Source organism: Priestia aryabhattai B8W22 (genome assembly GCF_000956595.1).
GTDB lineage: Bacteria > Bacillota > Bacilli > Bacillales > Bacillaceae_H > Priestia > Priestia aryabhattai.
Genome location: NZ_JYOO01000006.1, coordinates 102,742 through 115,997, shown reverse-complemented (window position 1 = coordinate 115,997; position 13,256 = coordinate 102,742). Strand labels below are relative to the sequence as shown.

Annotated in this window: 9 protein-coding genes; 7 read left to right on the top strand and 2 right to left on the bottom strand. The window is 37.6% G+C overall.

All coding sequences use genetic code 11. The features are described from left to right. Positions 1-350: 350 nt before the first annotated feature. Together N178_RS06755 and N178_RS06750 are read left to right on the top strand one after the other, a co-directional pair. Positions 351-3,104 (top strand): CHASE3 domain-containing protein, encoded by a 2,754-nt coding sequence (locus N178_RS06755; protein ID WP_045291439.1) that lies wholly within the window; start codon positions 351-353, stop codon positions 3,102-3,104. Between the two features lie 18 nt (positions 3,105-3,122). Continuing rightward, a complete protein-coding gene (locus N178_RS06750; protein WP_045291437.1) occupies positions 3,123-3,977 on the top strand; it encodes a CheR family methyltransferase in 855 nt (284 codons plus the stop codon). Positions 3,978-4,006: 29 nt separating this feature from the next. Here N178_RS06750 and N178_RS06745 read toward each other — a convergent pair whose 3' ends face one another. Both N178_RS06745 and N178_RS06740 read right to left on the bottom strand, forming a co-directional pair. Continuing rightward, complete coding sequence (locus N178_RS06745) at positions 4,007-5,149, bottom strand: SpoIIE family protein phosphatase (RefSeq protein ID WP_045291434.1); 1,143 nt, start codon at positions 5,147-5,149, stop codon at positions 4,007-4,009. A 184-nt stretch (positions 5,150-5,333) separates the two neighbouring features. Beyond that, positions 5,334-5,948, bottom strand: coding sequence for a LysE family translocator (locus N178_RS06740; RefSeq protein WP_045291433.1), 615 nt, complete (start codon positions 5,946-5,948; stop codon positions 5,334-5,336). Positions 5,949-6,236: 288 nt separating this feature from the next. Here N178_RS06740 and N178_RS06735 point away from each other — a divergent pair, with 288 nt between their 5' ends. The 5 genes from N178_RS06735 to N178_RS06715 all read left to right on the top strand — a co-directional run bounded on the left by N178_RS06735 (position 6,237) and on the right by N178_RS06715 (position 13,179). After that, positions 6,237-7,610 carry an amino acid permease gene (locus tag N178_RS06735; RefSeq protein ID WP_045291432.1) on the top strand — a complete coding sequence of 458 codons (1,374 nt, stop codon included), beginning with the start codon at positions 6,237-6,239 and terminating at the stop codon, positions 7,608-7,610. A 172-nt stretch (positions 7,611-7,782) separates the two neighbouring features. Then, a complete protein-coding gene (locus N178_RS06730; protein WP_045291431.1) occupies positions 7,783-8,475 on the top strand; it encodes a Crp/Fnr family transcriptional regulator in 693 nt (230 codons plus the stop codon). A gap of 36 nt (positions 8,476-8,511) precedes the next feature. Further along, a complete protein-coding gene (locus N178_RS06725) occupies positions 8,512-9,228 on the top strand; it encodes a YjjG family noncanonical pyrimidine nucleotidase (RefSeq protein WP_045291429.1) in 717 nt (238 codons plus the stop codon). A 221-nt stretch (positions 9,229-9,449) separates the two neighbouring features. Further along, positions 9,450-11,138, top strand: coding sequence for a gamma-glutamyltransferase (gene ggt / locus N178_RS06720; RefSeq protein ID WP_045291428.1), 1,689 nt, complete (start codon positions 9,450-9,452; stop codon positions 11,136-11,138). A gap of 586 nt (positions 11,139-11,724) precedes the next feature. After that, the gene (locus N178_RS06715) at positions 11,725-13,179 is read left to right on the top strand and encodes a glycoside hydrolase family 68 protein (RefSeq protein WP_045291427.1); all 1,455 of its coding nucleotides are present in this window, start codon (positions 11,725-11,727) and stop codon (positions 13,177-13,179) included. The last annotated feature ends 77 nt before the right edge of the window (positions 13,180-13,256 follow it).

The following is a 13,256-nucleotide window of genomic DNA, read 5'->3' as shown; positions in this document are numbered from 1 at the left end:
TATGTGATTCCCCAGAGCATAAATTACTTTTCATTACCTTATTGTGTACAAAAATATTGTAAGATAGGCTCATGCTTTTAACAGCATGGGCCTATTTTTATAGAGAGCTTGAAAATAGATATTTGCAAAATAGAAAATTAATCTTTCCCTCTTGTACAATAAATATTCTTCTGTACAAAAATAGAGTGTATAATAGGAATGTTGACTTGATAGGAAAAAGAGAGAGGCCCTATCAAGCAAAGGAAGATGGAGTGGAGAGTGTGTACTGAAAGTGAAATTGTCCAGCGGCAAAAATAAACATGTTTTTCGAATGCTTCTAGAAGAATATCTAGAATGAAAGTAGGAACATTATGGAAAAGAAAATGAGGTTTGGCATCAAATCCAAAATTATTATTGGATATTTAATTGTTATTATCTGTTTATTTATTGCATTTATTGTTTTAAACAGTCAAATTTCATCTTTGCAAAAAGAGCGAAATTTCATCATTGATCATGATATTGAAGTCCATGATCTGACCAATCGAATTGAAAAACACCTGCTCGATATGGAAACCGGACAAAGAGGCTATATTATTACAGGAGAAGCGAGTTACTTAGAACCTTATAACAGCGCAGCATCAAGTTGGGAAAAAGATTATAATGCGTTGTATCAGCTTCTAAATAATAATCCAAATCAGCAGGAGAAACTGGAAAAGATTAAAGGAAGCATTCAAGACTGGATTGAAGCTGCTGGTGAACCGACCATTGCATTAAAAAAAGAAAATAATACAAAAGAGCTTCAGCAATTTTTTGAGAAAGATCCTGGGCGCCAGTATATGGACGATATACGCAGCCAGTTTACTTCTTTTCGAAATGTAGAGAAGAAATCCACTGAAACAAGAGCAACAGAGTTAGACGAGAAAAATCAAAAAATTAAAATCGGTCTTTACGGTTTGCTGTTTTTTGTTACGCTTATTTCACTTGTTATTGCTGTTGTTTTGTCCAATTCTATTGTGAATACGATTAAAGAAGTTACGCAAACGATCAAACGAATTACGGCTTCAAAAGGCGAGTTAAAAGGAAGAATTAAAGTTAGATCTAATGATGAAATTAAAGATTTAGGGCTAGCTACGAACGCGCTGTTAGAAAATATTGAAGAGCGAAACTGGCTTCAAACGAACCTTGCACATGCTGTAACAATGTACCAAGGCATAGCATCCGTAGACAAGCTCGCGGAGAAGTTTCTCTTTACGATTTCAGAAATGACAGGAGCTTCTTTCGGGGCATTTTATGTTCGAGAGGAAAATGATAAAGGAAACCTATTCGTCAAACAAGCTGCTTTTGCAGATCAAAAAAGTGAAGCGGGAAGAGCGAGCTTTTTGATAGGCGAAGGGCTTATCGGACAAGCTGCTTTAGAAAAAAGAACCTTTGTCATAAACGATGTCCCTGACACGTATCAGCTCATTGCTTCAGGATTAGGAGACGTAAAACCTAAGAGTATTTTTATTGTACCCGTCTTGTTTGAAGATGAAGTGATTGCTGTTATTGAGCTTGCATCGCTGCACGAATTTACAGCTTTAGAGCAAGAACTTATTAGTCAAGTGATTGAAACGTTTGGTCTGACTATCAATGGTGTAATCAGACGGATGGAAATTGCTCGTTTATTAAAGGAATCTCAGGCGATGACAGAAGAGCTCCAGGCTCAGTCTGAAGAACTTCAAACACAATCAGAAGAACTGCAAATGCAGTCTGAAGAGCTTCGCATGATCAATGAACAGCTAGAAGAAAGAACAAAAGATGCAGAAGAAAAATCGTTTGAATTAGAGGCTGCAAAGGAAGATTTGGAAGAAAAAGCGCATCAGCTGGAATTGAATTCTCAATACAAATCCGAATTCCTTGCTAATATGTCGCACGAGCTTCGAACACCGCTTAACAGCATTCTTATTCTGTCTGAAATGCTTGAAGAAAACGCGGCTAAAACGCTATCTGAAGATGAAGAAGAATATGCTCGTATTATTCATTCTTCAGGAAAAGACTTGTTGGCATTAATCAATGACATCTTGGATTTATCAAAAGTAGAGTCTGGAAAACTAGATGTTTTGCTTGCCGAGATGAATATGAGTGAGCTTCCAGATCAAATTGAACGTAATTTCAGCCACGTTGCTGAACAGAAAAACGTACAATTGAAAATTAATAAAGAACAAGATGTACCGGACATCATTCACACAGATGAAAAGAGATTCCAGCAAATTGTGAAAAATCTTTTATCAAATGCATTTAAATTTACGGAATCGGGATCTGTCACAGTATCCATTCAACGAGTAGCTGACCATCGTCTTACAACAGCTATGCGTACAATTGATACGGATTGCTGGCTAGAAATAGCTGTAGCTGATACAGGGATTGGTATACCAAAAGAGAAGCATCAGCTTATCTTTGAAGCGTTTCAGCAGGCAGATGGAGCTACGGTTCGCAAATACGGAGGAACGGGACTTGGCTTATCTATTTGCAGTGAGTTTGCAAAATTGTTGGGCGGCTGGATTTCACTGAGCAGTGAAGTAGGAAAAGGAAGTACGTTTACACTCTATCTTCCTAGCCTTTCTAACGGTCTTATTGACTATGAAAAAGTGAATTTTGCATACGAAGAAGTAGCGGTATCTGTAGAAGAAGCTGAACCTGAAGCAGAAATAACTGAAATTGACCATCCTGTACAACCAGTTGAACCTTCATTGCAAGATGATGAAAATGTGTTTCAGGATAAGCGAGTGCTCATCGTAGATGATGACCAGCGCAACATTTTTGCCTTAAAAACTGCGCTAGCTAAACAAGGTATGACCATTATGACAGCTCATAACGGAATAGAGTGTCTTGAAATGATGAAGAATAGTGAACCATTTGATCTCATTTTAATGGATATTATGATGCCGCAAATGGACGGATATGAAGCGATGCAGAAAATTAGAGGAGAGCTCAAGCTTGTTGATTTACCTATTATTGCACTAACCGCTAAAGCGATGAAAAACGATCGTGAAAAATGCTTGGAAGCTGGAGCATCAGATTATATCAGCAAACCTTTAGATTTAAATCAGCTGTTCTCCGTTATGCGTGTATGGCTAGTAAATTAAGCGGGGTATGAAACATAAATGGATATGAAGCACCTAGATTTAAGTGAAGACTTAGTTATGAATAAAAAAACAGATTTGGAGATTGATTTACTGCTGACGGCTATTTATCGATTAACAGGATTCGATTTCAGACAGTACGCTAAATCTTCTATCTGTCGCCGAGTCTATAATCGAATGAAAATTGAACGTATTCCAACCGTGTCTCGATTGTTAGAAAAAGCGATTCACGAAGAAGAATTTATGAATCAGCTTTTAAATGATTTTTCGATAAATGTAACAGAAATGTTTCGCGATCCAAGCTTTTTTAAAGCATTTCGCACAAAGGTGATTCCCGTATTAAAGGATTATCCGGAAATTCGCATTTGGCATGCTGGCTGTGCAACGGGCGAAGAGGTATTTTCTATGGCGATTCTTTTAGAAGAAGAAGGGTTAATGGATAAAACGGTCATTTACGCAACCGATATGAACGAGGATGTATTAGAAAAAGCCAAACAAGGTGCCTTTTCTTTACGTAAAATGAAGTCATATACAAAAAATTATATTCAAGCTGGTGGAAAGAACGCCTTCTCGGAATATTATCAGACGGATCATCACTATGCATATTTTCATCCGTCGCTGCTAAAAAATATTATCTTTGCTCAGCATAATTTAGTCACGGATCAGTCATTTAATGAATTTCACGTCATCATTTGCCGAAACGTCCTTATTTATTTTACAGCTCAGCTGCAAAATCAAGTGTATAATTTATTTTCAGAAAGCCTGTGTACAAAAGGATTTCTTGGACTTGGTGATAAAGAAACGCTTCGCTTTTCCGAAGGGTCCGCTTCTTATACAGAGTTTGCAGGTAACGAACGCATCTATCAAAAGCAATAAGAAAAGGACCTCATGGTGAGGTCCTTTTCTTACTGTGCTTGCGCTTGAATCATGAGTACACACATATCATCAGGCTGATTTAGCTTTTGTTCTTCTGAAAAAATTTCATTCATGAATGTTTTTGGATTGGTCCACTTTTGTTCGGTCAATTTCTGCAGACGAAGAGCGGATTCAATTTCGCAAGGACCCATTGATTCGAGAGCTCCGTCAGTAAATAGTAAAATTTGCACATCGTTTTCAAAGCTGACAACAGATTTCTGCACGTCCATTTCTTCAAAAAAACCTACGGGGCAGCTGCCACGCTGAAGAGGAACAAGCGTATGTTCATCTACTAACATATAACCTTCCGGGTGCCCGGCATTCACATATTCTACCGTTTTAGCTTCCGTATCAATAACTAAATAAATAGCAGTGAAATAGTATGGAATTTCATCTTTTTCACTGTGCAATAGTTCCATGTAGCGATTTAATTCTGTAATAACCTGCTCAGGGTCTATAAGGGACTTGATAGCTTCTCTGAGCACAGACGAAATAAACATACAAACAAGCGAGGCAGAGATGCCGTGCCCCATCATATCAAAAAGAATAATTCCGTACCGGTGCTCGTCAATTTTGTGCCAATAGTACATATCACCCGCTAATTTAAAAGAAGGGTAGTATGAAACTTCCATTTGAATATCTTTTTCTCGTAAAGGGGGACTGAGTAAGTTTTGCTGTACGTGTGTAGCTAAATCCAACTCATTTTGAATTTTCTTTTCATGTTCCGTGTGCCAGTCAATTTCTGCTTTAAGGCGTAAAGCTACCCGCATACGAGCCAGCAGTTCCACTTTATTAATCGGCTTTGTTACATAATCTGTTCCGCCGGCGTCTAGAGCTTCTACTAATTTGCTGCTATCTTCTAGAGCTGTGACAAAGATAATTGGAATATGTTTCAAGCGTTCTACCTGTTGAATTCGCCTGCACGCTTCAATTCCATCAATTTCGGGCATCATAATGTCAAGTAAAATCAAATCGACTGAATTTGTTTTTAAGTTCTCATCGTTCAGGTTAAGATAGTCGAAAAGGGCATGGGCAGATGTAAGAGACACGCAGTTATCGTAGCCAGCGCCTTTTAAAATTTTTTCAATCACAAATAGATTGACTTGATTGTCATCTACTAGAAGAATGGTCATGCTTTATTTCCCCTTATTATGTTTGAAGACTAATGATTGAGTATGTAGTTTTCAAGCATCTTTATACTTTTTCTGTTTTTCTATTTATCTATTATACAGAAAAGACAGCGTTTAGGGTATTTTTTAAGATTATTCTTTTCTATTAAACAAGTCACTTGTCCCAGAAAAGGAGAGAAATGACTTTTTATAGCAATTTGTATAACGCAAATATCCCGAAGGCCAGTACAACCGCTCCCGAAATACGATTTACCCAGATCAAGCTGTTATTCGTAAACTTCGACCGAGCAAGACTAATAGCAAAACTGAGCGAAAGCCACCAGCAGGCCGATCCTAAAAATACGCCTGTAACCATTGTCAAAGCAGAAGCAGCATCAAATGCCGATTTACTAATGCCTACACCAGAAAACACGCCGATAAAAAATAAGATGGTCATTGGATTCGTAACGGTTAAAAAAAGAACGGATGTATAAGAACGAAGCAAACCCCCTCCTTTAGCAGCGGCAGCGTGCTCTGCAGGTTGAGAACGGAATGTTTGAACACCTAAATAACATAAAAATAATCCCCCAATCAGCTGAAGCCAAATCTTTTGGGTTAATAAAAAGGTTGTAATGAACGTTAAGCCAAACGCAGCGATGCATCCATAAAGAGCATCTGCTGTAGCTGCTCCCAGCCCGGATACAAATCCGTGTAATCGCCCTTTAGATAACGTGCGATTGATACATAAAATACCAATGGGACCGACGGGAGCAGCAACGGAAAAACCGATCACTAACCCCTTTAGAAAATAAAATAAGTTCATCTTTTACGTTGCTCCTATGAAGTTTTTCTTTAGTATAGTACAAAAGAAACTGTGAATGAAGCCAATTTTGAGAAAGTTGTTAACACATATTTTTAGTCTGTGCGGGTACATTGTAATGGTGTTATAAAAAACACGCTAGTAAATTTATTTTAGTCATTAAAAAGTTTAAAAACTAAATTATTTTACACAGAAAATTAAATGTAGTAAAATAATTCACTGTTACATATATAGAAAGATCTACCACTAAAAAGTAGCCATTCGTAATGAGATAAAGAGAGGTTAGTCATCATGAGTAATCTGTTTGCAAAAAAAGATGTTAACAAGCTGCTAGAGGAAAATGCAGCAAAAGAATCAACCAAGACACTAGGGTTATTTGATGTTATTTTGATGGGAGTAGGAGCAACTATTGGGACAGGAGTTCTGGTAATAGCTGGGCTAGTTGCTGCGAGGGATGCAGGGCCCTCGGTCTCCATTTCCTTTGTTATTTCTGCAGTAGCCTGTATTCTTGTTGCGCTGTGTTATGCGGAATTTGGTTCAGCTGTTCCAAGTTCAGGAGGCGCATATACATACATATATGTTTCATTAGGAAAATTTGTAGCGCATTTAATAGGGTGGTCCATTGTAGGCTGCTATACGGTATCTTTAGCTTCAGTAGCGGGCGGATGGTCATCTTATGTGAATAATGTGCTTACTGAATTTGGTATTAGACTTCCTGAATCGTTCACGGCCATACCAAGCGACGGGGGTCTTATTAATGTTCCGGCAGTATTTATTGTACTGTGCATGTCGTTTTTATTAACAAGAGGAGTAAAAGAAAGTAAAAAAATAAATAACTTAATGGTTTTAATCAAGATAGGTATTGTTCTTTTATTTGTAGCGGTGGGCGTCTTTTTTATTCATACAAATAACTGGCACCCATTTACTCCTTATGGTGTGAAAGGGATCTTTGCAGGCGCAGCTTCCGTCTTTTTTGCTTATAACGGGTTTGATGCCATTTCTACTTCGGCAGAAGAAGTAAAAAATCCGCAAAGAAACTTGCCGCTAGGTATTTTGATTGCACTAAGTGTTTGTGCAGTCATTTACGTAGTAATTGCATTAGTATTAACAGGAATGGTTTCTTATAAAGAGCTAAACGTAGGCGATGCGTTGTCATATGCGCTCAATAGTGTAGGACAAGAATGGGCAGCGCTCATTGTATCTATAGGAGCGGTTATTGGTATTATGGCCGTCGTGTTTGCTTATTTGTTTGTCGTGCCTCGCATACTGATGTCAATGAGCCATGATGGATTATTGCCGTCTCTTTTTGCGAAAGTGGACCGAAAAAACAGCGAACCTGTCATATCTACATGGCTTGTCGGGGCATTAGGCGCGGTCGTAGCTGGTTTTGTTGATTTAAAACAGCTGGCGGATTTAGCAAATATGCTAGCGATTGTTACGTTTGCTGCCGTTTCATTTTCAATTTTAGCTCTTCGACAAAGTCAGCCTAACTTAAAGCGCGGTTTCAAAGTACCTTTTGTACCGTTTATTCCAATTCTTGCTATTCTGTGCTGTATCTTTCTGATGTTTAACTTATCAATGCAAACGTGGATTTATTCAATCGGCTGGATGCTGATTGGCGTCTTTATTTACGTTGGATACGGTAGAAATAAAAAGAGCGTTTAACCAAAAAGACTCTAAGACAACGAGCTAGAGTCTTTTTGGTTTATATATTTTTCTTGAAAGTAGTCCATGCGCACAACGTAAAGAATAAAATTTTATTTGGGACATATGTCCTTTTTATTTTAGGGAGTGTTATTGTTTAATAAAAAGAAACCGTTATGATGGAGAGGAAAACATGAGGGAAATTACAAGTCAGAAACAGCTGCTGGAGTATATAAATACTTATAAATTAGAGTCAGTTTTCAAGAAAGACTTAATACCGCATTTGTCACTGTATGAGGTTGAAGCAGGAGAACGCGTTTGTTCTCAAGGAGATGCGTCTCATTGTTTGTACATATTGGTGAAAGGCAAGGTTAAAGTTTATACCATATCGCCCGAAGGCAAGACGCTTGTTCTTTCTTTTAAACAGCCCCTTGAAGTAATAGGCGATATTGAGTATGTACAAGATGTTGATATTATGAATACGGTTGAAGCCGTTTCACCTTTAGTTGTGATCGGTATACCATACAAACGATTAAAACAATATGCGAGCAATGACCCACAGCTGCTGACGTTTTTACTGGAAATGCTCACAAAAAAGTTTTGCGCAAAATCGAACTCGCTCAGCTTTAATTTAATGTATCCAGTTGAAGTGCGGCTAGCTAGCTATTTACTTTCTATTTTTTGTGAAGAATCACATTTGGTTATGAACCAAAAAACAGAAAGTTTAAAAGATATTGCTAATTTAATCGGAACGACTTACCGGCATTTAAATCGTGTTCTTCAGAAATTTGTAGCACAAGGAGTTATTGAAAAAAAGAAAGGCTCCATTATTCTCAAAGATAAAGAAAAACTGAGCTGTCTAGCAAACGACAATATATACGAGTAGAAAAAGCAATAGATTAGTTGAAGGGGAGAGAGAAGAATGAAAACATACCGAACGCTGCTATTTGACATTGATAATACGCTTTTAGATTTTAATGCAGCTGAAGAGCAGGCTTTAGAGCTTCTTTTTGCTAACCACGATATTCCGCTGACTGAGGAAAGCAAAAAACGTTATAGTTTGATAAACAAGGGATTATGGACAGCTTTTGAAGAAGATAAAATAAGCCGTGAACAAGTTGTAAATACTCGCTTTTCCATTCTATGTAAAGAATATGGAATAGAGAAGGACGGTCAGCTGCTTGAAGCAGAGTATCGAACGTATTTGAACAATGGTCATCAGCTAATTGACGGAGCAATTGAGGTAATTAAAAACCTGAGCGGTTACTATGAGTTATATGTTGTTACAAATGGCGTATCGGCTACACAATATAAGCGCCTTCAGGACTCAGGTCTATATCCTTATTTTAAAGAAGTATTTGTTTCAGAAGATACAGGTTTTCAAAAACCTATGAAGGAATATTTTGATTATGTTTTTTCACGTATAAAAGAGCTGTCCGTACATGAAACATTAATTGTTGGAGATTCTTTGAGTGCAGACATTCAAGGCGGGGAGCTGGCGGGTATTGATACGTGCTGGTTTAATCCTCAGAAAAACAAGAATGATACAAAGTGGAATTCAACCTATGAAATAAGAAGGCTTCAAGAGCTTTATAACCTGCTGAACGTAAATAATGAAGTAGCTTCGGTACAAGTGTAAAAGTGTATAAACGGTAGAAAAACTAAAAAAGCGCCAGCTCTTTTGTTAAATAAAAAGAGCTGGCGCTTTTTCTGTTTTATAGATTTCAAAGGGCTTAAAATACTCTAGGGATATCGGTCTAGGTAAAGTAATTAATACAAATTTAAACAGTTTTATCTCAAATGCAATAGGGTATTTTACCAATATCCCAGATAAAGTAAGTGACTAGGAGGTCGTAAAAGATGATTAATGGAAAAAGTTTATCTCGTTCAGGAAAGAGTTCATATAGAAGAGAAACAGCGGTTGGAAAAACAGGAATGGTAGCCAGTGCTCATCCAATTGCAACAGACGCCGGAGAACAGATACTAAGAGCGGGAGGCAATGCAATTGATGCGGCAATTGCCGTTCAGTTTGGGCTCAATGTTGGAGAACCGATGATGACCGGTATTGGAGGCAGCGGCTTTTTTATGGTATACCACAATGAAAGTAAAACAACTAAAATTTTTGACGGGCATTCTCAGGCTCCTAAAGCAGCTTATCCTGAAATGTTTCTTGATGAAAATAAAGAAGTTATTCCGTTTAGAAAGCGTTCTACTCATGCAACGGCAATTGGAATTCCAGGGATTTTAAAGGCGATGGAAGCAGCTCGTAAAGAATATGGAACAAAACCCCTTGCTGAATTAATTGAACCGGCTGCCAAAGCAGCAGAAGCAGGTGTGGAAACAAACTGGGTGCTTGGAGATATTTTAAAAACATACGCCTACCGGCTAGGAGAACATGCTAAGCAGCTATATTCCCCAAACGGCAAGCCTATGCAAGAAGGAGATATGATTAATAAAAAAGATCTGGCTAAAACATTCCGCATTCTTCAAGAAAAAGGTATCGAGGCTTTTTATGAAGGTGAAATTGCAGAAGCCATTATTTCAACGATAAAAGAGCACGGCGGTTTTATGGAACTGTCGGATTTGAAAGAATACGAGATTAAGATCGATGAGCCCGTGTGGGGGGATTATAAAGGATACCGAATTGCCTCTTCTAACATGCCTAGTGCAGGAGGAGCCACCGTGCTGCAAATCTTAAAGCTATTAGAGGACTTTGATGTGTCTCAGTACGACGTGAAATCTTGGGAAAAGTATTATTTGTTTGCAGAGGCTATGCGCATTGCATTTTCAGATAAAATTGCATTCTCAGGAGATCCAGCCTGCAGTGACATTCCATTAAAAGGGCTTTTAAATGACGAATATATAAAGGAACGTCAAAAACTAATTAATTGGAAGCATAAAAATGAGAAAGTTGATTTTGGCAACCCATGGGATTATGAGAAAGGCCAAAAAGTGAACGTTGTGCGTCAGCCTTATGAACCTGAACGTGAGCTTAGTGAAACAACTCACTTCACGGTAGTTGACCGCTGGGGCAATATTGTCGCTTGTACATCAACTGTAGAACATCCTTTTGGTACAGGAATTATGGTTAAAGACCATGGATTTTTACTCAACAACGAGCTTACTGATTTTGATGCTATTCCTGGAGGGTTAAATCAAGCGGATGCAGGAAAGCGTCCGGTTAGCTGTAAAAGCCCAACCATCGTTTTTAAAGACAGTGATCCTGTACTCACTTTAGGGTCTCCAGGCGGACCAACGATTGTAGGGTCTGTGTTTCAAACGCTTATTAATGTCTTAGACTATGGAATGGATATAAAAGAAGCGATTGAAGAACCAAGAATTTTTAATAGTACAGGATCACTTATCGGTTGGGAAGCCGGAGTGGATATGAATGCCAAAGGAGAGCTAGAAGCCATGGGGTTTAATTTTGGAGATGAACCATTCCCAATCGGAAATGTTCAAGGTATTCAAATTGATAAAGAAAACGGTCGTTTATTTGGAGCAGCTGATTCCAGCCGTGAAGGAAAAGCAACTGGCTTAGACTCTTAATATTTAAAAAATGCATCATACGCTCTCTCTTTTGTAAAAAGGGATGGCGTATGATGCATTAAAAAAGATAAAAATGAGTAGGTAAAAAGAAGGAATATTTTTTTCTGAAAACATACTTTAGACCTTTATTATTATCATTCTAATCTCCATAAAGGAAAAAGAATAGAACGTTTTCATGTCCAAATAATAAAAAAGAGTACTGATTTTTCAAGAGATTGATGAAAACACAATGATTGAAAAACATAAAAAAAGGAATAGCGCTTTCAATGCTAGAAAGATAGAGTATTTAATCATGTGAAAAAGATAAAACGCAACGGCTGGAAAACGTGGTTTGGAATGTAAAAAAGTCGTACACTTTTTTTTTGAAAAACGGTTACATAAAAAGTCTCTTACACGTAAACTTTGGTCCTAGTTACAGCTCAATGAAAAAGATGAAAATGAAAAATAGCTACATTTGGCATGTTTGACTTTCGTCATTTATCCAAGTAATCTTTTGGTTGAACGGAACCGGTTCTGTTTTCGGATTTTTGATAGCTAATTGAATTAATAAATTTATATTCTTTACTAACCCAAAAGGAGAAAACATATGAAAATGAAACGAGTTGCTAAGCATACAACTGCTGCTACACTGGCTGCAGCCCTACTAGTAGGCGGGGGATACCAAACATTTGCTAAAGGAAATGACAGCAAAGACTTTAATAATAGCTACGGAATTTCGCATATTACTCGCGATAATATGGTGAAAATTCCACAGCAGCAAAACAGTGATCAGTTTGAGGTTCCTGCTTTTGATGAATCAACTATTAAAAACATTGCTTCTGCTAAGGGAAAAGATGCATCGGGAAATACAATTGACTTAGATGTATGGGACAGCTGGCCATTACAAAATGCTGACGGAACAGTGGCGACTTATCATGGATATCAAATTGTGTTTGCCCTAGCAGGTGATCCAAAAGATTCTAATGACACGTCTGTTTATCTTTTTTATAAAAAAGCTGGAGACAAATCGATTGACAGCTGGAAAAATGCTGGAAGAGTATTTAAAGATAGCGATAAATTCGTTCCGAATGACCCGCATCTTAAAAATCAAACACAAGAATGGTCTGGTTCTGCCACATTAACGAAAGATGGGAAAGTTCGTTTATTCTACACGGATTATTCAGGTAAACAATACGGAAAACAAACGTTAACGACAGCTCAAGTGAACATGTCTCAGCCAAACGATAATACGTTAAAAGTTGACGGAGTAGAAGATTACAAGTCAATCTTTGATGGTGACGGAAAGATTTATCAAACGGTTCAGCAGTTTATTGATGAAGGCGGCTATGACACAGGGGATAACCATACGCTAAGAGATCCTCATTACATAGAAGACAACGGACATAAGTACCTTGTTTTCGAAGCTAACACTGGAACAGAAGATGGCTATCAAGGCGAAGACTCTCTTTATAACAGAGCATACTACGGAGGAAACAATCCTTTCTTCCAATCTGAAAAGAAAAAGCTTCTTGAAGGATCGAATAAAGAAAAAGCTTCTTTAGCAAACGGGGCTTTGGGCATTATTGAGTTAAATGATAACTACACGCTCAAAAAAGTAATGAAGCCGCTTATTACATCAAACACAGTTACAGACGAAATTGAACGTGCAAACATTTTCAAAAAAGATGGAAAATGGTACTTGTTCACTGATTCTCGCGGATCTAAAATGACGATTGATGGAATTGGACAAGATGATGTGTATATGCTAGGCTATGTTTCAAATACGTTAACAGGAAAATATAAGCCTTTAAATGATACGGGATTAGTTCTTCATATGGATTTAGATCCTAATGATAAAACATTTACGTATTCTCACTTTGCCGTACCGCAAACAAAAGGCAATAATGTCGTTATTACAAGCTACATGACAAACAGAGGCTTTTATGAAGACAACCACTCTACATTTGCACCAAGCTTCTTAGTAAATATTGACGGTTCAAAAACATCTGTTGTAAAAGACAGCGTTCTTGAGCAAGGTCAGTTAACAGTGGATGAAGACTAAACGCTTTGTAATAGCAACAAAAGAAAATGGTGATTGTAATCACCATTTTCTTTTGTTTTATTCGATGTAGACAAAAA